21 protein-coding genes are annotated in these 21,172 nt (G+C 57.4%); 13 read left to right on the plus strand and 8 right to left on the minus strand.

The window, feature by feature from the left end:
• Positions 1-43 precede the first annotated feature (43 nt).
• The 3 genes from GS620_RS19665 to hmgA form a co-directional block, all read right to left on the minus strand.
• A complete protein-coding gene (locus GS620_RS19665; protein ID WP_039541551.1) occupies positions 44-994 on the minus strand; it encodes an MBL fold metallo-hydrolase in 951 nt (316 codons plus the stop codon).
• Positions 995-1,004: 10 nt separating this feature from the next.
• The gene (gene fahA / locus GS620_RS19670) at positions 1,005-2,261 is read right to left on the minus strand and encodes a fumarylacetoacetase (protein ID WP_171617488.1); all 1,257 of its coding nucleotides are present in this window, start codon (positions 2,259-2,261) and stop codon (positions 1,005-1,007) included.
• A 217-nt stretch (positions 2,262-2,478) separates the two neighbouring features.
• A complete protein-coding gene (hmgA, locus tag GS620_RS19675; protein ID WP_171617489.1) occupies positions 2,479-3,834 on the minus strand; it encodes a homogentisate 1,2-dioxygenase in 1,356 nt (451 codons plus the stop codon).
• Between the two features lie 57 nt (positions 3,835-3,891).
• On the opposite strand from hmgA, the gene GS620_RS19680 reads away from it, so the two are divergent.
• The 10 genes from GS620_RS19680 to GS620_RS19725 all read left to right on the plus strand — a co-directional run bounded on the left by GS620_RS19680 (position 3,892) and on the right by GS620_RS19725 (position 14,457).
• Positions 3,892-4,344, plus strand: a complete 453-nt coding sequence (locus GS620_RS19680) for a MarR family winged helix-turn-helix transcriptional regulator (RefSeq protein ID WP_171120356.1) — start codon at positions 3,892-3,894, stop codon at positions 4,342-4,344.
• Between the two features lie 60 nt (positions 4,345-4,404).
• Positions 4,405-5,655 (plus strand): adenylate/guanylate cyclase domain-containing protein, encoded by a 1,251-nt coding sequence (locus tag GS620_RS19685; protein WP_171617490.1) that lies wholly within the window; start codon positions 4,405-4,407, stop codon positions 5,653-5,655.
• A 309-nt stretch (positions 5,656-5,964) separates the two neighbouring features.
• The gene (locus GS620_RS19690) at positions 5,965-7,068 is read left to right on the plus strand and encodes an MHYT domain-containing protein (RefSeq protein ID WP_171617491.1); all 1,104 of its coding nucleotides are present in this window, start codon (positions 5,965-5,967) and stop codon (positions 7,066-7,068) included.
• A 148-nt stretch (positions 7,069-7,216) separates the two neighbouring features.
• Entirely contained in the window at positions 7,217-8,071 is an 855-nt protein-coding gene (locus GS620_RS19695; RefSeq protein ID WP_171617492.1) for a xanthine dehydrogenase family protein subunit M, read from the plus strand.
• Between the two features lie 11 nt (positions 8,072-8,082).
• Positions 8,083-8,577 (plus strand): (2Fe-2S)-binding protein, encoded by a 495-nt coding sequence (locus GS620_RS19700; protein ID WP_152457016.1) that lies wholly within the window; start codon positions 8,083-8,085, stop codon positions 8,575-8,577.
• Positions 8,574-11,000, plus strand: coding sequence for an aerobic carbon-monoxide dehydrogenase large subunit (locus tag GS620_RS19705; RefSeq protein WP_171617493.1), 2,427 nt, complete (start codon positions 8,574-8,576; stop codon positions 10,998-11,000). Before GS620_RS19700 ends, GS620_RS19705 begins: the two co-directional genes overlap by 4 nt.
• A 59-nt stretch (positions 11,001-11,059) precedes the next feature.
• Positions 11,060-11,935 carry a MoxR family ATPase gene (locus tag GS620_RS19710; RefSeq protein ID WP_171205708.1) on the plus strand — a complete coding sequence of 292 codons (876 nt, stop codon included), beginning with the start codon at positions 11,060-11,062 and terminating at the stop codon, positions 11,933-11,935.
• Entirely contained in the window at positions 11,932-13,119 is a 1,188-nt protein-coding gene (locus GS620_RS19715) for a VWA domain-containing protein (protein WP_171617494.1), read from the plus strand. Before GS620_RS19710 ends, GS620_RS19715 begins: the two co-directional genes overlap by 4 nt.
• Entirely contained in the window at positions 13,116-13,901 is a 786-nt protein-coding gene (locus GS620_RS19720; protein ID WP_171120343.1) for an XdhC family protein, read from the plus strand. Before GS620_RS19715 ends, GS620_RS19720 begins: the two co-directional genes overlap by 4 nt.
• A 103-nt stretch (positions 13,902-14,004) precedes the next feature.
• Positions 14,005-14,457: a carbon monoxide dehydrogenase subunit G gene (locus GS620_RS19725; RefSeq protein WP_171120341.1), complete on the plus strand. Its 453-nt coding sequence runs from the start codon at positions 14,005-14,007 to the stop codon at positions 14,455-14,457.
• A 387-nt stretch (positions 14,458-14,844) separates the two neighbouring features.
• Here the strand turns inward: GS620_RS19725 and GS620_RS19730 are convergent, their stop codons facing one another.
• A complete protein-coding gene (locus GS620_RS19730; RefSeq protein WP_152457022.1) occupies positions 14,845-15,654 on the minus strand; it encodes a division plane positioning ATPase MipZ in 810 nt (269 codons plus the stop codon).
• A gap of 217 nt (positions 15,655-15,871) precedes the next feature.
• On the opposite strand from GS620_RS19730, the gene GS620_RS19735 reads away from it, so the two are divergent.
• Together GS620_RS19735 and GS620_RS19740 are read left to right on the plus strand one after the other, a co-directional pair.
• A complete protein-coding gene (locus GS620_RS19735; protein WP_171617495.1) occupies positions 15,872-16,759 on the plus strand; it encodes an AEC family transporter in 888 nt (295 codons plus the stop codon).
• Positions 16,760-16,836: 77 nt separating this feature from the next.
• Positions 16,837-18,444 (plus strand): MFS transporter, encoded by a 1,608-nt coding sequence (locus GS620_RS19740; protein ID WP_171617496.1) that lies wholly within the window; start codon positions 16,837-16,839, stop codon positions 18,442-18,444.
• On the opposite strand, the gene GS620_RS19745 is transcribed toward GS620_RS19740, so the two are convergent.
• The 3 genes from GS620_RS19745 to rplS form a co-directional block, all read right to left on the minus strand.
• Positions 18,441-18,668 carry a hypothetical protein gene (locus tag GS620_RS19745; RefSeq protein ID WP_152457025.1) on the minus strand — a complete coding sequence of 76 codons (228 nt, stop codon included), beginning with the start codon at positions 18,666-18,668 and terminating at the stop codon, positions 18,441-18,443. The two genes, GS620_RS19740 and GS620_RS19745, sit on opposite strands and share 4 nt — an antisense overlap.
• 165 nt (positions 18,669-18,833) lie before the next feature.
• On the minus strand, positions 18,834-19,055 hold the full coding sequence (gene rpmE, locus GS620_RS19750) for a 50S ribosomal protein L31 (protein WP_050605278.1): 222 nt from the start codon (positions 19,053-19,055) through the stop codon (positions 18,834-18,836).
• Between the two features lie 11 nt (positions 19,056-19,066).
• Positions 19,067-19,450, minus strand: a complete 384-nt coding sequence (gene rplS, locus GS620_RS19755; RefSeq protein ID WP_152457026.1) for a 50S ribosomal protein L19 — start codon at positions 19,448-19,450, stop codon at positions 19,067-19,069.
• Positions 19,451-19,820: 370 nt separating this feature from the next.
• Between rplS and GS620_RS19760 the strand changes: the two genes are divergently transcribed.
• A complete protein-coding gene (locus GS620_RS19760) occupies positions 19,821-20,621 on the plus strand; it encodes a GH25 family lysozyme (RefSeq protein ID WP_171120334.1) in 801 nt (266 codons plus the stop codon).
• On the opposite strand, the gene GS620_RS19765 is transcribed toward GS620_RS19760, so the two are convergent.
• The gene (locus tag GS620_RS19765; RefSeq protein WP_171229165.1) at positions 20,618-21,043 is read right to left on the minus strand and encodes a hypothetical protein; all 426 of its coding nucleotides are present in this window, start codon (positions 21,041-21,043) and stop codon (positions 20,618-20,620) included. The two genes, GS620_RS19760 and GS620_RS19765, sit on opposite strands and share 4 nt — an antisense overlap.
• Between the last annotated feature and the right edge of the window lie 129 nt (positions 21,044-21,172).

The following is a 21,172-nucleotide window of genomic DNA, read 5'->3' on the forward strand; positions in this document are numbered from 1 at the left end:
CCCGCCGCAAAAAACGATCTGGATCAAACTCGACCGTTTTTCGTCAGCCTTGCAGGGCTTCCCACATCTCGAGGTCGCGCTGGGCGGTCCAGATGCGGGGCGTGTCAATGCCGCGCGCCTCGTCATAGGCGCGGGCCACGTTGAACGGCAGGCAGTGCTCGTAGATTGCGTAGTCGGCGAACTTCGGATCACATTCAGCGCGGACTGCGTCCCAGGCCTCTTTCAGGGACCCGCCGCGCGCCGCGACCTTCGCCGCCGGCCGGTATGTGCTTTCGACAAAATCGCGGGTGTTCTCGATGGCCGCATTCACCATGTCCTTGCCAACCAGCGCATCGCCGCGCCCCGGTGCGATGGCGTCGACATCGAACCACTTGATCTCGTCCAACGTGTCACCCCAATCGCTGAAATGACCGTCACCGCAATAGCAGGCCGAGTGATATTCGACGATATCGCCGGTGAACATCACGTTCTGATCCGGCACATGGATGACGATATCGCCTGCCGTATGCGCGCGCCCCAGATGCATCAGGTCGATCCGGCGGTTGCCCAGATACACCGTCATCGTATCGCTGAAGGTGGTGGTGGGCCATGTCAGGCCGGGGATGCTTTCATGCCCTTCAAAGAGGCGCGGGAAGCGCTGGAATTCGCTGTCCCAGTCTTCCTGACCCCGCTCGACGACCATGGCGCGCGCCATGTCCGACATCAGGATCTGCTGCGCGCCGAACGCGCTTGCGCCCAGAACACGCACTGCGTGGTAGTGGGTCAGGGCCACATGCGTGATCGGTTTGTCGGTGACGGAACGCACGCATTCGATTACCTTGTTTGCCAGACGCGGAGTCGCCTGCGCCTCGACGATCATCACGCTGTCGTCACCGATGATCACACCCGAATTCGGATCGCCTTCGGCGGTGAAGGCATAGAGCCCTTCTCCGACTTCAGTAAAGCTGATCTTTTTTTCCGACATGTCCCCCTGGGACGCGAATGCCTTGGCCATCGTGGGTTCCTTATCGTGAATATGGGTTTTCAAGAGCGGGCAAAACGGTGCCGACACATTCACCGAAGCCGATCGTGTAGCCGTCGCCACGAGCTGCGCCGGTAAGGGTCAACGTGTCGCCATCCTCGATGAAGCTGCGGGTTTCACCGCTGTCCAATGTCAGAGGTTCCTTGCCGCCCCAGCTAAGCTCCAGCAACGAGCCACGTTCAGGTTTGGTTGGCCCGGAAATGGTTCCCGATCCCAGCAGGTCGCCCGTGTTCATGGGGCATCCTGATGTGGTGTGATGCGCCAATTGCTGCGCAGCGGAATAGTACATCTGGTTGTAATTGGTCCGGGCAATCGTCGTGGCGGGTTGTCCGGCAGGTGCCATGGTGATCGCCAGATCGATGTCATAGAGCATCGGGCCGCAATCCTTGAGGTGATCCAGCAGCTCGAACTCGCGGGGCGGCGTATCACAGCGGAATGGCTCCAGCGCCGCCTTGGTCACGATCCACGGGCTGATCGAGGTTGCCGTGGCCTTTGCCTGAAACGGGCCCAGCGGCTGATATTCCCATGCCTGAATGTCGCGCGCAGACCAGTCATTCAGAAGCACGTAGCCGAAAATATTGTCATCCGCTTCTTGCACGGTGATCGGACCATCTGAGGGTGTTCCGACAATCGCGCCCATCTCAAGCTCGATGTCAAAGCGACGGCTGGGCAGGAAGGCGGGCAAGTCCTGATCGGGGGCTTTCAGCTGACCCCAAGGGCGGCGAATTTCCGTTCCAGATACCACGACCGAAGATGCCCGGCCGTTATAGCCAATCGGAATATGCAGCCAGTTCGGCGGCAAGGCGTTTTCCGGCCCCCGGAACATGGTGCCCACGTTGAAGGCATGGTTTCGGCCTGCGTAGAAATCGGTGTATTCGCTGACCGCAAAGGGCAGATGCATTTCCGCATCTTCTTGTTTGACAAGCAGCGGCTCGACCTTGGCTTGTTCATCTGAACCTTCGGCCAGCAGGCTGATCAGCCGCTCGCGCAGCGCGGTCCAGACGGCTGGACCTTCTTCCATGAGGGGGTTCCAGAACGGCATGTCGAACAGAGGCTCATCGGTCAGGGAGATCAGACCCTCGGCCTCGGCTGCGGTAACGTCAAGGATCATGTCACCGATGGCCACGCCGCAACGCGGATCATCACCTTCGGTCGAGAAGACACCATAAGGCAGGTTGTTCAGTGGGAACGGATGTGTCGCGTCATTGGCCGACGCCACCCATGAAGTCATCAAAGGCATGTCTTGCCCCTATTTTGTTATGTTCTCAGAGGTTCGGAAGGATTCTGGCTTTGGAACGGAGATAGCAATAGCACGAAGCCGCCGCGGTTGTGGCATGTCATATGCACGAGGCGTCGCTGCACACCGATTGCCGAGGCGTGTCGGGTCGGCAACCGGTTCAACTCCGGCGTGTTCAGCGCGGGCAGGACGACGGCAATGAAACTGAACCAATGGCGGTTCATTTCTTGCCCGGCGTTCCGTCGAACTTCTTCTCAAGCGATGTCCAGCAGTCGATGTAATCATCCTGCAACGGCGCCTCGGTGGCGGCAAACGGGGTCAGGTGCTGCGGGAAGCGGGTTTCGAACATGAACGACATTGTCTGGTCCAGCTTGTCCGGCCCCAGGTTGGAGTATGACGCCTTGTCGAAGGCTTCCCTGTCGGGGCCATGCGGGATCATCATGTTGTGCAGGCTTGTGCCGCCGGGAACAAAGCCCTGAGGTTTCGCGTCGTACTGGCCGTAGATGTTGCCCATCAGCTCGGACATGATGTTCTTGTGGTACCACGGCGGGCGGAACGTGTCTTCCATCACCATCCAGCGTTCGCGGAACAGGACAAAGTCGATATTGGCCGTGCCGGGCTGGCCGGACGGAGCCGTCAGAACGGTAAAGATCGACGGGTCGGGGTGGTCAAACAGGATCGCGCCGACGGGGCAATAGTTGCGCAGGTCGTATTTGTAGGGCGCATAGTTGCCGTGCCATGCCACGACATCCAGAGGACTGTGGCCGATCCTGGTGGTGTGGAATTGCCCGCACCATTTGATTGTCACGGTAGAAGGGGTTTCACGATCCTCATAAGCGGCCACCGGTGCCTTGAAGTCGCGCGGATTAGCCATGCAGTTGGCACCGATTGGTCCGCGACCCGGCAGTTCAAACTTCTGACCGTAATTCTCGCAGACAAAGCCGCGCGCAGGGCCTTCCAGAACCTCGACCCGGTACAGCAAACCGCGTGGAATGATCGCGATTTCCTTGGGTTCCAGGTCGATGATTCCCAGTTCTGTCGCAAATCGCAGGCGCCCTTCCTGTGGCACAACCAGCAATTCGGAATCAGCCGAGAAGAAATAGTCATCCACCATGGATTCCGTGACCAGATAGATGTGGCTTGCCATGCCGACCTGCGTGTTCACGTCACCTGCGGTCGTCATGGTCCGCATACCCGTCATCCAGTTCAGACCTTCATCGGAATGCGGGACAGGATCCCAGCGGTACTGGCCAAGGCTGATTACATCCGGATCAATGCAGGGGGCCGATTTCCAGTAGGGCAGATCGATTTTTTCATAACGGTGTGAATGCTTTACGGATGGGCGAATTCGATAGCACCACGTACGCTCAGGCGGGTTGGCGGTAAAGGCCGTGCCACTCAGCTGCTCTCCGTAAAGACCATAGTTGCACCGTTGCGGGCTGTTCATGCCTTGCGGCAGGGCCTCGGGCAGGGCCTCGGTTTCAAAGTCGTTCCCAAAGCCTGGCATATAGCCTGCATGAGTTCCGACAGGCGTCGCAGCCTGTGTCAGCGTATGCGGATCAGTCGGACGATTCATTGCGTTTTCCTCCGTTTGCTGCTTGTCGGTTAATAGTTGATTTTGTAACTAACAAGCATGACACACGATGAATCCGAAAAAAATGATGACTTTTATCTGCAAAATTTTCTGCCCTTCCTGCTGAATCAGGCGGCCGAACGGGCTTCGCTTGAGTTTCAGGCAGTTTACAAGGGCCGTTATGGGATGCTCAGAACCGAATGGCGGGTATTGTTCCATCTGGGTTTGTTTGGCGAGATGACCGCCAAGGAAATCGGTGAGCGCGCCAGAATGCACAAAACCAAAATCAGCCGTGCTGTCGCCAAGCTGGAACAGCGTCGATACCTGAAACGCACACGGGACGAAGCGGATCGGCGGGCGGAATGGTTGACACTAACACCAGCAGGGCAAGCTGTGTATCGTGACCTGCGCGGCGTTGCTGCCAATTACGATGCGAAACTGTCAGGCCTGTTCAAACCGGAAGAGGCTGCGTTGTTGCGACAAATGCTGCAAAGGTTGGCTGGTTTGGACTGACCTATGGCAATTGATGCGACCTGCCCCCAAATGGGGATCATACTTGATACGGACAACAAAATGACATTGCCAGATTCCGCTTCAGTTTTCTCACATTCCCTGATTGATTGGCTGGTCAACAAGGGGCTAGAGGGCGCCGGGCAAGAAGAGCTGTTGGAAGGGTTTTGTGCCCGATTGGTGGAAATGGGTATTCCGTTGATGCGCTTTCATGCGGCGCAGTCGACCCTGCATCCGGTTTACGGAGGTACCGGTTACAGCTGGTACAACGGCGCGGGCGGAGAATCCGAGAAGTTTGAATACACGGAAACGCCCAGCGAAGTTTGGCAGCAAAGCCCACTCTATGCGCTGCTGAACGATGATCTGGATGAAATCCGGGTCAAACTGGTTGACCATAATGAACCCAGCCGCTTTCCTTTGTTGAATGATCTGCGTGAAATCGGAGCGACAGACTATTATGCCACCGGCCTGTCATATGAAGGGACCAGTCAACTGCGCCCCGACGGCACGAAGAAGGTCAGCGATGGTGTTCTGATGTCCTGGACCAGCGACGCACCGAACGGATTCGAAGACAGCGATCTGAACAAAATACAAACTGTACTGCCGCATCTGGGGCTGGCGCTCAAATCCGCCAAGAACCAGGATCTGGCCAAGGATCTGATGCGGGTTTATCTGGGGCGGGATGCCGGTCGCCGGGTTCTGTCGGGTGAAATTCGGCGTGGGTCTTTGCAGCAAATCGATGCTGTGATCTGGAATTTCGACCTCGAAGGCTTCACCACGCTGTCCGAAGACCTGCCTGGCCATGAGATCATCGACATGCTGAACGACTATCTGGCCGTCGCGGTGGGTGTGGTGCATGACAAGGGCGGCAACATCCTGAAATTCATGGGTGACGGCCTGATGGCAATGTTCGATGTCGGAGAGATCGACGAAGACGCCCGTGCCGCGCTTGATGCTGTGCCTTTGTTGCAGTCCCGCATGGATGAACTGAACGCAAGGCGCCGCGCGCAAGGTCTGCCGGTGGCCAACTATACGCTGGCCCTACATTCGGGCGAGATTCTCTATGGCAATATCGGGTCCGAGACCCGGCTGGACTTCACTGTGATCGGCCCGGCTGTCAACCAGGCCGCCCGCATTGCGGGAATGCACCGGTCTTTGGGTCAAAGGATCCTGATCTCGGACGATGTCGCCCGCGCTGCACAGCCCTGCGCGCAGGAGCTTGTCTCGGTCGGCCGCTACATGCTGCGCGGCGTGAATGAGCCGAAAGAGTTGTTTACGGTATACAGTCCCGGCGGGCCATCAGAATCCGATTGAATTTGCGGCTATTCCTTCCAGCGGTTCCGAAACTGAAAGGCTTGATGGAACGCCTTTAACCCGCCGGGTTTGAGCGGCGGTTTGGACCGGATGTTCGACTATAGTGTGAATATGAACATTAAGCTGGTTAGAGCCCAAAGCTGTCGATGACTCATCTCACAGCAGTCCTGCCCAATGAGCGATAAACGCTGAGGTAGACTCTGGTCCTTGTTTGCAATGGCCGTGCAGGAATTTGTTTCCGCCGGATGAACCTTTGCCAGGTAAAGGCAAAGATTGAATTAAGAAATCCGCTGCGGCATTGTCCGGCCCATGGAATTTCTGGACTTCGGACATAACCCTTGGTTGGTGGTTACATCGTTCGTTGTGGCGCTAGTTGCTGGGGCCACGGGATTGTCTTTGACGAGGGATTTGTCCGAAAAGTCGCTTTCACAACGCAGGTTGGCCATCGCGTTGGGTGCCGTTGCTTTGGGTGGTGGGATCTGGTCAATGCACTTCGTAGCTATGCTTGGCCTAAGGCTGCCCATCCTGTTTTACTATGATGCCGCAATCACGCTCGCATCTGCGCTTATTGCGATCCTTATGGTCGCCTTGGCGCTTGTCCTTTTGCATTTCACTGAGCGTTCCAAGGGGATCATCATTGCTGCCGGAGCAATCGTAGGCGCGGGCATCTTGGCGATGCACTATGTGGGAATGGCTGGCATGCAGCTTTGCAAACCCGTTTATACCCTTCAAGGGGTGCTCGGGTCGTCGGTATTGGCTATTGTCCTGTGCATTCTCGCGATCGGCATTGCCTATAATGAGCGTTCCAACAGGACCATCGCGATCGGCACGCTGTGTTTTGGCGTAGCTGTCTTTTCAGTGCATTTCCTGGCCATGGCAGGAACCAATTTTGTAGCCTTGAAGGATATCCGAGAGTTTGGGCCCGTCATCAGCAACGAAGTCATGGCCGTTGGGGTGATCCTGTCGAGCTTTGTTATCTTCGGCGCATTTTTGTGGGTTGGAACAACTTATCTTGTGCCTACGCAAGCCACAGAGATCCCGATGACAGGCGTGGCCCAAGACGAGCCTTCACCAGATCAGACCCCACCTATTCGCATCCCCTGTGAAAGAGACGGAGGCAAGGTCTTTATTGCCGCGCCTGACGTTGCATTCGTCAGGGCGGATGGTCACTATACGCAGGTCTACACCCGCACAGAAAAGTACTTTTGCGTCTGGCCGATCACTGAAGCGGTCAAACGGCTGGAGCCAACCGGCTTTTTGCGCGTGCATCGCAGCTATATCGTGAACCCCAAAAAAGTCGCGCGGTTTGAACGGACCAAAGACAAGGGACAATGCACCTTTGGTGAGGCCGATCTTCCCCCGGTGCCGGTCAGCCGATCAAACCTGAAAGCAGCACTGACCGCCTTTGGGTAACGCGTGGTAATTCAGGCAGCGCAACTCGTGCGTCCTGAAGCGCATTTCGTGCAAAATTAGCGAAAACAAAGTGTTTTCCCGGGTCAACAACCCGACGTCGCGCGAGCTTCTCTAACAGCCAGAACAGTTGCTGCAGGGAGGAGAGGCAATGATTCCAGCTGCCTTTGAATATTATAGACCTAAGGATTTGGCGGGCGCCCTGTCCGTACTTGTGGAGCACGGAGATGACGCACGGGTCCTCGCAGGGGGGCACAGTCTGATACCCATGATGAAGCTCCGCATGGCCGAAGTGCCACATCTGATCGACTTGCAGGATGTGGAGGGATTGAGCGGCATCTCCATTGAGGGGGATAGCATCCGCATTGGCGCGATGACGACGCAACATGACATCATCTACAACGCTCAATTGGCGTTGGCTGCTCCGATCATGCGCGAGGCTTCTTTGCAAATCGCTGACCCGCAAGTGCGCTACATGGGCACAGTTGGCGGCAACGTCGCCAACGGCGACCCGGGCAATGACATGCCGGGTTTGATGCAGTGCCTGGACGCGACCTTTACCTTGGTCGGGCCGGATGGTGAACGCAAGGTCGCGGCCCGCGATTTCTACGAAGCGGCTTATATGACTGACCGCGAGGATGAAGAGATCCTGACAGCGGTGAAGTTCGATGCACCAAAGGGCGGTTACGCCTATGAAAAGCAAAAGCGCAAAATCGGCGACTACGCTACTGCGGCTGCTGCGGTTCTTTTGACTAAAGAAGGTGGGACTTGCACCTCGGCTTCCATCGCGATGACCAATCTGAGCGATACACCGGTTCATTCTGAAAAAGCTGGCGCTGCGCTTGTCGGCACGTCCCTGGATGATGCGGCAATCAAAGCGGCGGTGGACGCGATGTTGGGCGACATTGACCCCACACAGGACAACCGCGGTCCCATTGAATTCAAACGTCACGCAGCGGCGATTATCTTGCGCCGTGCGATCGAAAACGCCTGGGCCAGAGCCTGAGGAGAGAGATCATGTCAAAGAAGAAACACTTCACTCTAACAGTGAATGGCGAGGAGCAAGAGTTCTTGGCTGAACCGCGCGAACTGCTGATCCACACCCTGCGCGAACGACTGCGCAAGACCGGTCCGCACATTGGTTGCGAGACCTCGCATTGCGGCGCTTGCACCGTGACCATGAACGGCAAATCGGTGAAGTCCTGTACCGTGTTCGTAGCACAGGCTGACGGTGCCGAAATCACCACGATCGAAGGGCTTGGTAACCCGGACAGCCTGCACGTGCTGCAGGAAGCTTTCAAAGAACACCACGGTCTTCAATGCGGCTTCTGCACACCGGGTATGATCACCCGCGCATCAAAGCTTTTGGAAGAAAACCCGAACCCAACTGAAGAAGAGGTGCGCTTTGGCATGGCGGGTAACCTCTGCCGCTGTACCGGGTATCAGAACATCGTCAAATCTATCCTCGCCGCCGCGGCCGAGATGAACTCTGCGAAGGAGGCGGCACAATGAACAAGGAACTGACCCGCGAAGAACGCACCGACGCACTGGGAGGAATGGGTTGCAAGCGCAAGCGCGTTGAAGATGCCAGGTTTACCCAAGGCAAAGGCAATTACGTTGACGACATCAAACTGCCCGGCATGCTGCATGGTGATTTCGTGCGTTCGCCCTATGCCCACGCCAAGATCGTGTCGATCAATGCCGAGGCCGCTTTGGCGCTGGACGGTGTGATTGCCGTACTGACCGCCGAAGACCTCGCCCCTCTTGGTCTGCACTGGATGCCGACGCTGGCGGGCGACAAGCAGATGGTTTTGGCTGACGGCAAGGTGCTCTTCCAAGGTCAGGAAGTGGCATTTGTGGTGGCAAAGGACCGTTATATTGCAGCCGATGCAGTCGAGCTGGTCGAAGTGGAGTATGAAGAACTCCCCGTTTTGACCGATCCCCACGCAGCATTGGAATCCGACGTGGTTCTTCGCGAAGACCTGATGGGCGAAGGTGGAGCGATTCCAGATGGGGCCCACGGCCCACGCAAACACCCTAACCACATCTTTACCTGGGAGGTTGGCGAGAAGGATGCGACCGAGCAGGTAATGGGGGAGGCTGACGTGGTCGCTGAAGAGATGGTGTATTACCATCGCACGCACCCATGTCCGCTCGAAACTTGTGGCTGCGTGGCTTCGATGGACAAGGTCAACGGCAAGCTCACGCTGCACGGCACGTTCCAGGCGCCTCACGCTATTCGCACAGTGGTCAGCCTGATCTCGGGCATTGAAGAGCACAATATCCGCGTGATCTCGCCCGACATCGGTGGCGGCTTTGGCAACAAGGTTGGGGCTTACCCCGGCTATGTGTGCTCGGTCGTGGCCTCGATTGTCACCGGTGTTCCGGTGAAATGGGTCGAGGACCGTATGGAAAACCTGATGACCACCGCTTTTGCCCGTGACTACTGGATGAAAGGTAAGATCAGCGCCACCAAAGAGGGTAAAATCACCGGTCTCTGGTGCCACACGACCGCAGACCACGGCGGCTTTGACGCCTGTGCCGACCCGACCAAGTTCCCGGCTGGGTTTATGAACATCTGTACCGGGTCTTACGACATTCCGACTGCGTATTTGGCAGTGGACGGCGTTTACACCAACAAGGCGCCGGGCGGGGTCAGTTATCGCTGCTCCTTCCGTGTAACCGAAGCCGCTTACTTCATTGAACGCATGATCGAGGTTCTGGCGATAGAGTTGAACATGGACGCGGCCGAGCTGCGCCGGATCAACTTCATCAAGAAAGAGCAGTTTCCCTATCAGTCCGCGCTTGGGTGGGAGTATGATTCCGGCGACTATCACACTGCTTGGGACAAGGCACTAAAGGCCGTCGATTACGAAGGGCTGCGTGCAGAACAAGATCAACGGATCGAGGATTTCAAGGCGGGCAAAACCCGAAAGCTGATGGGCATCGGCCTGACGCATTTCACCGAAATCGTCGGTGCTGGACCCGTCAAAAATTGTGATATCCTTGGTCTTGGCATGTTCGACAGCTGTGAAATCCGCATTCACCCGACCGGCTCAGCGATCGCACGCCTTGGCACCATCTCGCAAGGCCAGGGCCATGCCACGACCTTTGCACAGATACTCGCAACCGAGATCGGCCTGCCGGCGGATAGTATTACCATCGAAGAGGGTGATACGGATACCGCGCCCTACGGTCTTGGAACATACGGCTCGCGCTCGACGCCTGTAGCGGGTGCCGCGACCGCGATGGCAGGGCGCAAGATCCGCGCCAAGGCACAGATGATCGCGGCCTACCTGCTGGAAGTGCATGACGATGATGTCGAATTCGACGTGGATCGTTTCGTGGTCAAGGGCGCGCCTGAAAAGTTCAAGACGATGAAGGAAATCGCCTTTGCCGCCTACAATCAGGCCATTCCGGGCATCGAGCCGGGTCTGGAGGCGGTCAGCTACTATGACCCGCCGAACATGACCTATCCCTTTGGCGCCTACGTCTGCGTGATGGACATCGATGTGGACACCGGTGTGACCGACATTCGCCGCTTCTATGCGCTGGATGACTGCGGCACGCGCATAAACCCGATGATCATCGAGGGCCAGGTGCACGGTGGTTTGACCGAGGCGCTGGCTGTCGCTCTGGGGCAAGAGATCGCCTATGACGAGATGGGCAACGTCAAGACCGGCACATTGATGGATTTCTTCCTGCCGACCGCATGGGAAGTGCCGAATTACGAGACCGATCACACCGTTACCCCCAGCCCGCACCACCCAATAGGTGCCAAGGGTGTCGGCGAAAGCCCTCATGTGGGCGGCGTGCCCTGTTTCTCCAACGCGGTGAATGATGCCTTCCGTGCCTTTGGCCTGCGTCACACCCATATGCCGCACGATCACTGGCGGATCTGGAAGACAGCAAACGAACTGGGCCTTCACGGCTAAGCTTCCGGCGCGCGCGGCAGGGATGGCTGCGCGCGCCTCATAAACCACTTGAGGCTCTGATGACCTGGACCGATCTCCAATCTGCACTTGTAGAACAGAACTACGTCGCCTCAGACGATCTGGCGGTGTCGCTGCATTTGGCTTTGTCATTGCGCCGCCCTCTACTGCTGGAAGGCGCGGCGGGCGTAGGAAAAACCGAAGTTGCCCGAGTACTGGCTGCGGCCCAGAACACGCAGTTGATCCGCCTGCAATGCTATGAAGGTCTGGACGCCTCTCAGGCGATCTACGAGTGGAATTACCAACGACAACTACTGGCGATCCGTGCGTCCTCTGAAGCAGGCGAGGCCGGCAAGGCGGTCGAGGATCGGATATTCTCGCGTGAGTATTTGTTGGAGCGCCCCTTGCTGTCGGCGATCACGCAAGACGTTTCTCCGGTTTTATTGATCGATGAAATCGACCGCGCAGACGAAGAGTTCGAAGCTTTCCTGCTCGAGATCCTCGCTGATTACCAAATCACCGTTCCGGAGCTTGGCACCATCAAAGCCACCGCCGTGCCAACAGTTATACTGACCTCGAATGGCACCCGCGACTTGTCGGACGCGCTGAGGCGTCGCTGCCTTTTCAGTTATGTCGATTATCCCGACCGGACAACGGAACTCGCGATCCTAAAAGCCCGGTGTGCTGGGATTGAAGCGCAGCTGGCCGATCAGGTGATCGGGTTCGTCCAGACGCTGCGCAAGGAAGAGCTTGAGAAGGTGCCCGGAATCGCGGAGACACTGGATTTTGCCGCCGCGCTCATGGGGTTAGGGATTGCTGATCTGACGGAAAACCCGGCAGCCCTCCAAGCCACACTCACGACACTTCTAAAAACGCAGAGCGATCGCGCACATATAACCCGCGAAGTGGCACAACGCATCGCGGGGAAGGCCGCATGACCCGCGTGACCCGCTTTGCTGGCCGCGATCCCGGCGCCACGGCGCGCATGGCAGGGTTCGTGGCCCATTTGCGGGAGAATGGCCTGCGCCTTGGCGTCCAGGAAACCGAAGCAGCTCTGACGGCGTTGACCTATATTGAGGCAGCCAACCCTGAAGAGGCGCGTTGCGCACTCAAGGCCGTCTGCACGGGATGCAAGGACGAAGCGCAGAGGTTTGATTTGCTGTTTGATAGTTTCTGGATGGATGCCGGTCGCGTGCGAACAAAGGTCACGCCGAAAATGTCGACCCACCCCAAGGGCGACGACAGCGTACATTCGTCACGAGATGCCAAAGGAGAAGACGTTGGAGGCGCTGGCGATGCGACAGCGCCAGACGGAGGTGACGGTGATGCCGAAAGTGATGGCGACGGTAAGCTGATCGCCACCGAAATGCGCAACCTGTCCCGGCGCGATCTACGTGATCTGGTACGGGCAGAAGAGATTGCCGAGGCCGAAGAAGTTGCTCGCCGCCTCGGACAAGCGCTGCGCGACCGCCGCTCCCGCCGCCGCATCGCTGCCCGCAAGGGCGATCGACTGCATTTCCGCAAAACAATCCGGCGCAGCCTGGCGACAGGGGGCGAACCCATCCGACTCATCAAGCGCAAACGCCCTGATCGTAGCCGTAAAATCGTAGCGCTATGCGATGTTTCCGGCTCTATGACCGTCTATGCGCAAGTATTCCTAGCCTTTTTGGCCGGCCTGATGCGCGGTGATCCAACCGCCGACGCATACCTGTTTCACACACGCCTCGTGCGGATAACCGAGGCTTTACGCGATAAGGACACGATGCGCGCCATCGGTCGGATGTCCTTGATGGCGGATGGGTTCGGCGGAGGTTCCAAAATCGGGGAAAGCCTGGATCGATTTGCATCTACCTACGCGCGCCGTTTTGTCGATGGGCGTTCAGTCGTGATGATCCTCTCGGATGGCTATGACACCTCTTCCCCTGACCACATTGACGCGGCGCTGACCAAGCTGCGCAAACGCGGCTGCCGCATTCTTTGGCTGAACCCGCTCAAAGGCTGGCGCGACTATGCGCCCGTCGCAGCGGGCATGACGGCAGCCTTGCCTCATTTGGACCTCTTTTCCGCCGCCAACACGCTGGCGGACCTCGCCGCGCTGGAGAAGGAGATGGTATCGCTATGACCCCCGCTGAGTTGTTTTCATCTGACTTGGCAGAAACAGCCCAATCACTGCGCGCAAAGGAACAACCTTTTGCCTTTGCAACAATCGTGCGCACTGCCGGAACCACCGCGGCAAAACCCGGCGCAAAGGCAATCATTGGTGCGGATGGCACCATATTGCACGGGTTTCTTGGTGGCGGCTGCACCCGTGGCGCTGTGAGGCGAGCCACCTTGGAAGCCCTCGAAACCGGCGCACCCAAGCTTGTGTCGGTCGCGCCGGAAGACTTTTTGAACGATATCGGCGTCAGTGCCGGAGCAATGGTGGAGGGCGTATTCTATGCGCGCAACGGTTGTCCCTCTCGTGGCACCATCGACATTTTTATTGAGCCCTGTCTTCCGATGCCAGAGTTGACAATACTCGGAAACTCGCCGGTCGCAGAGGCTTTGGCACAAATCGCACCGCATTTTCACTGGTCAATCTCACGTGCCGTGGATGAGGAGAATGCACTTGGAAAGATGAGTGCGATCGTCGTGGCGACGCAAGGGCAGGGTGATCTTGACGCCTTGCGCGACGCGCTTGCTTGTGAAGCAAACTATGTCGCCTTTGTGGGCAGTAAGAAGAAATTCGCGGCCCTGTCTGAAAAGCTCTCCGAAGCTGGTGTGCCCGAGGTCACACTCGCGATGGTTTCAGCCCCAGCTGGTTTGGACATTGGTGCTGTCACACCTGAAGAAATCGCGCTTTCCATCCTGGCGGAACTGATCACCGTGCGCAGGAATTCCGTAGAAAGGAACCCAAATGCGTAAACTTTTCAAAATCTTAACACGTGGTTTCAAGCCATCTACAGAGCAGGCTGAGGTGCTTGCCACGATTAAATACCCCTGTTGCTGAACAAAGAAAGGAACCGCCATGGAACTGGCCGACGAAATTATCATCGATGCCCCTAGGGATGTGGTTTACGCAGCTTTGAACGACCCCGAGATACTTAAACGTTGTATTCCCGGGTGCGAAGAACTGATCAAGAAATCCGACACCGAACTTGAAGCCAAAGTTGTACTCAAAGTTGGCCCCGTGAAAGCGAAATTCAGCGGAGATGTGGTGCTCAAAACCGATGGCGCGCCAGAGACGTTTTCGCTGGATGGCCAAGGCAATGGTGGCCCGGCTGGACATGCAAAAGGCGGAGCCGACGTCACACTGACTGAAAATGGGTCTCAGACCATTCTGCGCTACGAAGCCAAGGCCGTGATCGGCGGCAAGCTGGCGCAACTTGGGAGCCGTCTTATCCAGAGTACAGCAAAGAAACTCGCCGCCAAATTCTTCAAATCCTTTGCAGAAGTCATGTCGGAAGAACCCGTTTCTTGATCCACACGTCCTGAACACCGGGTTGATGTCCTTGGCCATGCAGTTGACCAGCTAAACGTTGGTAAGCTGTTTGTTCTGATCACATCGATCAGTATCAAGGGCTGAACGGCGCGCGAAGTAGGTTCGCTCGCCGTTGTCTCTTCAAGCGGGAGGATGGTCGGCTATATGTCCAATGGCTGAATTGACCGGGACATCCGACTACAGGTGGTCTCGGTGCTTGAAACCGGCGGCACGGCCAAAACGATCCGAAACGTTGCAGGGTCTTCTTTCTTTGCTCTCAAGCTTCCATGCGGGAAGTCTTTGCAGCTGTTTCTGAATGCAAGTCCAGAACCAAAGAACATTCATACTGCCTAAAAAAGTCCGCATAGCGGCCGCCGGGACAGCTGATCAGAAGTCAATCTCCACACCCGGCAGATTCAGCTCTTTCATCATGTCACGCAGTTCCTGCCGGGCTGCGATGTTCGAGATGTTCAGCTGTTTGACCCCGATATCCTTGAGGTCCAACAGGGTCAGGCCACGGGGGAACAGCTCGCGGAAGATGACGCGTTCGGAAAAGCCCGAAGCGACGCGAAAGCCGATACGCTGCGACAGCATCTCGATCGCGCGCTGCATCTTTTCCTTGTTGACCATCCGCTGCGTACCGACCCGGTTGCGGACAACGACCCAGTCGATCGGCTTCAGCCCCGCCTGTGCCCGCAGTTGACGGGCGTTCCAGACCATTTCGGAATAGACGGACGGGCCAAGGATTTTTTCGCCCTTCGAGTCGATCCGCGCCAAAAGGTCAAAGTCAATGAAACTGTCGTTCAACGGGGTGATCAGCGTGTCGGCCAGCGAATGCGCCACCTGACTCAGACGGGTGTGAGACCCCGGGCAGTCGATCAGAATAAAGTCGCTGTCGCTTTCCAGCTGGGATACGGCAGCAGACAGGCGATGGTCATAGATGTTCTCGCCCGGTTTCAACGTTGCGGCATCGATCTCGGGCAGGTCGTGATGGCGCGGGCTGGGCAGAGTCAGGTCCGAGCTTTTGAGGAAGTTGTTGCGGTTCTCGAAGTATCGTCCCAGACTGCGCTGACGCAGGTCCAGATCCAACGTGCTGACCTTGTGTCCCAATCGGGCCAGCGCGGTCGCCACATGCATCGACACGGTCGATTTGCCTGCGCCACCCTTTTCGTTCCCGACCACAATGATATGTGCCATGCTTGTATTCCCAAGTCCCGCCGTGCTTCACTACACGTTGTTGTCAGCCACTATATGTTGTGTCGGCGGCGAAGGAAAGAACCTCAAGCGGCGCTTTCGGGCAATATCAGACTCTATTCGGGAAAACCCAACGCCGTGCACGGGTTACACAGGGTGCTTGCCATTGCAATGGCGCTGATTCACTGTCGAAAAACGGTTTCAGCAAGGAGAATTCTGTTTGGAGCACCTGTTCCTGAACGTACTGAACGTGGTTCTGCCAGTTCTGATCTGCGCTGGAATTGGCTATGCTCTGGCCGTGATTCAGGCGCCTTTCGACAACAGGGTCATTGGCGGGATCGTCTCAAAAGTCGGCTATCCGACATTGATCATTTCTCATCTGTCGAACACCAAACTGGCCGTGGGCACGTTTCTTGACATGATGACCGCCGCTGCCCTTGCGGTGGCCGGTTTCGGGGTTTTGGGATATGTCGGGCTCAAGGTTCTTCGCTTGCCGGTGAGGGCATTTCTGACGCCGTTGATGCACGGGAATGTCGGCAACATCGGCCTGCCAATCACTTTGCTGGCGCTGGGCGATGCAGGTATGGCCTATACCATGGCGTTCGTGGTGGTGGTGCTGATCAGCATCTTTACCGTCGGCATGTGGATCCCGGCCGGAGAATTCTCGCCCAGGAAACTGGCGACGTCCCCGATTATCTACGCCGTGGGCCTCGCTCTGATCCTGATGGCAACGGGGCAGAGCCTGCCGCAACCGGTCGCGAAGTCCTTTGACATCTTGGGTGGATTGTCGATTCCGCTCATGCTGCTGACACTGGGGCATACGCTCGCGACGCTGCGTGTGAAAAGCCTGGGTCGTGCGGTTCTGCTGACGGCCCTGCATCTGGCGATGGCCGTTGCAATTGCCAGTGTTCTGATCTGGTTGTTTGGTTTCACGGGAACCGAGCGGGGTGCGCTGATTCTGTGTTGCCTGATGCCTTCATCCGTGGCGACTTATCTGTTTATCGACCAGCATGTTCCGGAATACGGGCCAGATGTGGCCGGGTTCATTCTTGTCTCGACGCTCAGCACCGTCCTGGTGCTGCCCGTTGCGCTGTCTTACTGGATCTGACGCACCCCTATGCGCAAGGCCAGAAATCGTTAAACTGATGTTGATTGTATTCAACAGTCTTGGTCAGTGGGTGTTTTATGGGCGACGAGAGCTCGGCGAATGTATCTCCGCAGTCCCGCGCCCGCGTGGTGCTGGCCATGACGGCCATCTGCATGATGGTCGTGGGGTTCAACACCACTGCTGTGACCACCATCTTGCCCAACCTCAAGGCCGAGTTCGATTTGACCCCTTCAGGAGTGCAATGGGTGATGGCCGCGTATTCCGTGACCAGCGCGACGCTTGTCTGTATCGTTAGCCGGTTGGGGGACATCACCGGCAAGATGGGTGTTTTCTTCATTGGCATGATCGTCTTTGCAATCGGGTCTTCCTTTGCGCTGTTGGCGCAGGACGGGGCGATGCTGCTTATCGGGCGCGGCGCGCAAGGCGCGGGCGCGGCTGCTTTGTTCGGCACGTCCCTGTCATTGTTGACGGCGGCCACGCCCGAAGAGCAGCGCGCCAGCGTTACCGGCATCTGGGGGGCGATTGTCGGTCTGGCGATCGGTGTCGGGCCCATCGTCGGTGGCGCTTTCGGCCATTATGTCAGCTGGCGCGCCGTCTTTGCAGCCGACCTGGTTCTGTTGGCTGTGGCCTTTGCCATCGGGCTGCATGTCAGCAAACGGAAATACGTTCCCGATACCCGTCTTGCCGGGGCAAAGTTCGATTATGCGGGGGCCGTTGCCATTCTGTTTTTCCTCGGGCCATTGTCCTTTGCGCTCAGCAACGGGGAAAGCGGCGGGTGGACTTCGCCTTTGACACTGGTGCCGCTGGTCGTGGCGGCCGTGTCGACAATTGCCCTTGTCATCGTATCCCGCCGCAGCGACGACCCTTTGATCGAGCTTCGGTACTTTCGCCATCCGCGTTATCTGATGGCCGCGGCGGGGATGTTCTTTACTGGCTTCACGCTGTTCTGCTTCTTCGTCTATTTCAATACATTCGTCCAATCACCCGATGCCTTTGGGTATTCGTCCATCGATGCGGGTCTGGCGATCATGCCGCTCAGCCTCAGCATGTTTGTGATCTCGGTCACTGCACCCCGCTTTCTTGCCCCCTACAGCTTTCAATGGCCGATCGCCATTGGCCTGGGGGCGATGGCCTGCGGGTTCCTGCTGCTGATGACAACAACGAACACAACGCAGTTTTCCGAAATCTGGTGGAAGCTGCTGATCGTCGGTGTCGGATTGGGCATCTGCTTTTCGCTGTTGCCACGTCTGGGCCTGCGCCTGCTGCCCGAGCAGCATGTGGGGCAGGGTTCGGGGGTCATCAACGCCTGTCTCTATTTCGGAGCAACCCTTGGTGCCGTGGTGGGCGGTTTGGCTGAAGCGATCACCAGACGCCGAGGTCTGTCCGAGGTGATCGACGCGTTGCCTGCCGGGTCAACCCAGCGCGAGGATCTGGCCCATGCGCTGGCACATGGAACGCCGAACCAGATACAGCAATTGATCTCGAGGATGGATCCGACCGCGGGAGATGCATTGGCGAAGGCCCTGCGGGATGTGCAGGACAACGCTTTTGACAATGCCATGTTGGTTGCCGCGATTGCGGCGCTGGCCGGAATGACGCTGGCGCTGTTGTTGTTGCGCGGGCCGGTTCCCCCTGTACACAGTGCGGCGGAATTGACCCGCAATCCGCGACAACCAAGCTCCTAACCGCCGAGGTAGACCCCTTTCTGAGGGCGAAAAAAGACCTTCTGATCGTGTAGCTTGCCCAGAAGTTCGTGAATACGCCGCAACGTGTCTTCCCGGTCGGTCCTGCTGTCCTCTGGTTCATCCGAAGCAGCATGTGACAACGAAGCGATCGAGTCGCGCAACGCCGTTTCAATCAGATCCATATCATCGACTGAAAGCTCGATCATGTCGTTGTACTGGGGCATGTCCGGGTCTCCGTGGAAGCTGAGGGTTGTTCACACGGAGTGTAACATCACTGGGTCTTTGCAAAAACGCATCTTGTCCGGTTTCGCGTCCATAAGACACATGGAAGCTTCCAGAAAAAAGGCCGCCCGCAAGGGACGGCCTTTCGAAATCGAAACAAGTCAGACTTAGAAGCCCAGACCTTCGTATTTCTTTTTGAACTTCGACACGCGGCCGCCGGCGTCCATCAGGCGCGACGAACCACCAGTCCATGCAGGGTGCACGGAGGGGTCGATTTCCAGAGCCAGCTGGTCGCCTTCGGCGCCCCAGGTGGATTTCATCTGAACCACTGTGCCATCGGTCATTTTGACGTCGATGACGTGATAATCGGGATGGATGTCTTTTTTCATCTTTCCGTTCCTTACGCTTCGGCGCCAGCCTTGGGCTTGTAGTTCGTGACCTCTGCGATACGCGCGGACTTACCGCGGCGGGTGCGCAGATAGTACAGTTTGGCGCGACGAACGCGGCCACGGCGGACAACGGTGATGCTGTCGATGTTGGTCGAATACAGCGGGAACACACGCTCCACGCCTTCGCCGAACGAAATCTTGCGAACGGTGAACGAACCGGCAATGCCATTGCCGTTGTTGCGCGCGATGCAGACGCCTTCGTAGTTCTGCACACGGGTGCGCGACCCTTCGGTCACCTTATAGCCGACACGAATGGTGTCACCGGCCTTGAAGTCGGGGATGTCTTTCCCCAGGGCGGCAATCTGTTCCGCCTCAAGCTGTGCGATAAGATCCATCGCAGGTACTCCTATATGCTCGTGGTTGGCCCACGAAGTTTGGGCACGGCCTGAGAGCTCTTGGTCTTCACCGGGTCCTGCATGCAGCCCGCCAGAGGTCAGATCGAATGTTCCTTTGGTCTGGTTTGATCTGACACATCCCCGCCGAAGAAAGCCGGGCTTGAAGCCGATAATCAAACCAAAACACCGGAGTCGCAGAATGCGGCACCGGATTGCGGTCGTTTAAGGGTATTGAGTGCCGGGATCAAGAACAAATCGTATGGCGAAGCAGTAGGAATCCGCCTTTCGAAAATCCCACCGTTGCCACAGCGGTCAGATCAGGCATTCTGAAGGAAATTGAAAGAGCAGAAATTTCAGACAGGACCCCATGATGCGAATTGCACTTATGCTGACGATTGCAGCCGCTTTGCTTATGTCGTGCGGGCGCGGCGGCCCGAAACCGCAGGTCGTGGAACCCACGCCGGGTGTGGACAGGACAGCGCCGTCCGTAATCTATCCTGATTTTGGGGACGCCGATCCGCATGACTGGGAGGGCCGTCACCCCGGCTTGTATCCGATCCACGGGCTTGACGTCTCGCGCTGGCAGGGACCGATAGACTGGCGCACAGCCAAAGCTTCGGGCGTAAGCTTTGCGTTTCTGAAAGCAACCGAAGGCGGCGATGTGGCGGATCCATTATTCGACGACCACAGGCGCGGTGCTCAGGCGGCGGGCGTGCCGTGGGGGGCTTATCATTACTATTATTTCTGCCGATCGGCCCGGGAACAGGCGCGTTGGTTCATTCAGAACGTCCCGAAAGGGGCAGATCTGCCGCATGTGCTTGACATGGAGTGGACGCCGCATTCCAAGACCTGCACGTTGCGGCCCGATGGCAGAACCGTCCGCGCCGAAGCGCAGCGCTTTCTGGACATTCTCGAACGGCATTATGGCCGGCGTCCCATCGTCTATACGACGGTGGATTTCTTTGCGGATACGGATATCGGGCGTTTGCCCAAAACCGAGTTCTGGTTGCGATCCGTCGCAGGCCATCCGCGTCAGGTCTATCCCAGAACGGTCTGGCGGTTTTGGCAATACACCGGCACCGGGCTGGTGCCGGGGGTTCAAGGCAGGGTGGATATCAACACGTTCAACGGCACCCCAGAAACTTGGGCCAGCTGGAAAGCGCGCCGCTAGTTTTTGGCTGTTCCGTAGGTTTCGATAGTGCCGCCCCCGACCAGGTGGTCCAGCCGCCGTTCGCGTTCATCACCAAAGGCGTTGCGCACCCAGAACGATTCACCCGCGGTCAGTTCGCGCCGCTCGAAACCGCGTGCGCGCAGGCAGCGATCAACCTGATCGATTTCGCCCTGTTGACGCAGCTCGTCCTGAAATGGCGCGGTGACCGCAGGCCCGATGATGATGCCCCAAAGCAGGATATTGGTTGCATAACCGCCGATTACGGCGCTGTTGCCGCCCTCGTCAGCTTCCTGAGAGCAGGAATCAACGGCAACCTTCGCAGAGTGCAGATTGTGACCGGCTTGCGTCGGAACCGACATCCCAAGCGGTTTGGTGGTACAGGCGGAGGCAACCAGTAACGTGCCAAGCAATAGCTTTTTCATAATGCCTTCTATTTCACTTCTTATTACCCAAAAACTAATGGGGCATGGAAGTGAATAAGTTCAGGTGCGTTCAACTTCAAATGGCATTCTGACAAACAACGAAACTGAGGCATCCCGGCCACAACGAGC

The sequence above is a fragment of the Ruegeria sp. HKCCD6428 genome, assembly GCF_013110595.1.
In the GTDB taxonomy this organism is placed as follows: domain Bacteria; phylum Pseudomonadota; class Alphaproteobacteria; order Rhodobacterales; family Rhodobacteraceae; genus Ruegeria.

Coding starts and splice junctions, on each gene's coding strand:
- GS620_RS19685 (WP_171617490.1), top strand. CDS start 4,405: ATGACATTGCCAGATTCCGCTTCAGTTTTCTCACATTCCCTGATTGAT.
- GS620_RS19710 (WP_171205708.1), top strand. CDS start 11,060: ATGACCTGGACCGATCTCCAATCTGCACTTGTAGAACAGAACTACGTC.
- GS620_RS19700 (WP_152457016.1), top strand. CDS start 8,083: ATGTCAAAGAAGAAACACTTCACTCTAACAGTGAATGGCGAGGAGCAA.
- rplS (WP_152457026.1), bottom strand. CDS start 19,450: ATGGATCTTATCGCACAGCTTGAGGCGGAACAGATTGCCGCCCTGGGG.
- GS620_RS19760 (WP_171120334.1), top strand. CDS start 19,821: ATGCGAATTGCACTTATGCTGACGATTGCAGCCGCTTTGCTTATGTCG.
- hmgA (WP_171617489.1), bottom strand. CDS start 3,834: ATGAATCGTCCGACTGATCCGCATACGCTGACACAGGCTGCGACGCCT.
- GS620_RS19740 (WP_171617496.1), top strand. CDS start 16,837: ATGGGCGACGAGAGCTCGGCGAATGTATCTCCGCAGTCCCGCGCCCGC.
- GS620_RS19705 (WP_171617493.1), top strand. CDS start 8,574: ATGAACAAGGAACTGACCCGCGAAGAACGCACCGACGCACTGGGAGGA.
- GS620_RS19690 (WP_171617491.1), top strand. CDS start 5,965: ATGGAATTTCTGGACTTCGGACATAACCCTTGGTTGGTGGTTACATCG.
- GS620_RS19715 (WP_171617494.1), top strand. CDS start 11,932: ATGACCCGCGTGACCCGCTTTGCTGGCCGCGATCCCGGCGCCACGGCG.
- GS620_RS19765 (WP_171229165.1), bottom strand. CDS start 21,043: ATGAAAAAGCTATTGCTTGGCACGTTACTGGTTGCCTCCGCCTGTACC.
- GS620_RS19720 (WP_171120343.1), top strand. CDS start 13,116: ATGACCCCCGCTGAGTTGTTTTCATCTGACTTGGCAGAAACAGCCCAA.
- GS620_RS19730 (WP_152457022.1), bottom strand. CDS start 15,654: ATGGCACATATCATTGTGGTCGGGAACGAAAAGGGTGGCGCAGGCAAA.
- GS620_RS19695 (WP_171617492.1), top strand. CDS start 7,217: ATGATTCCAGCTGCCTTTGAATATTATAGACCTAAGGATTTGGCGGGC.
- rpmE (WP_050605278.1), bottom strand. CDS start 19,055: ATGAAAAAAGACATCCATCCCGATTATCACGTCATCGACGTCAAAATG.
- GS620_RS19665 (WP_039541551.1), bottom strand. CDS start 994: ATGGCCAAGGCATTCGCGTCCCAGGGGGACATGTCGGAAAAAAAGATC.
- GS620_RS19745 (WP_152457025.1), bottom strand. CDS start 18,668: ATGCCCCAGTACAACGACATGATCGAGCTTTCAGTCGATGATATGGAT.
- GS620_RS19680 (WP_171120356.1), top strand. CDS start 3,892: ATGACACACGATGAATCCGAAAAAAATGATGACTTTTATCTGCAAAAT.
- fahA (WP_171617488.1), bottom strand. CDS start 2,261: ATGCCTTTGATGACTTCATGGGTGGCGTCGGCCAATGACGCGACACAT.
- GS620_RS19725 (WP_171120341.1), top strand. CDS start 14,005: ATGGAACTGGCCGACGAAATTATCATCGATGCCCCTAGGGATGTGGTT.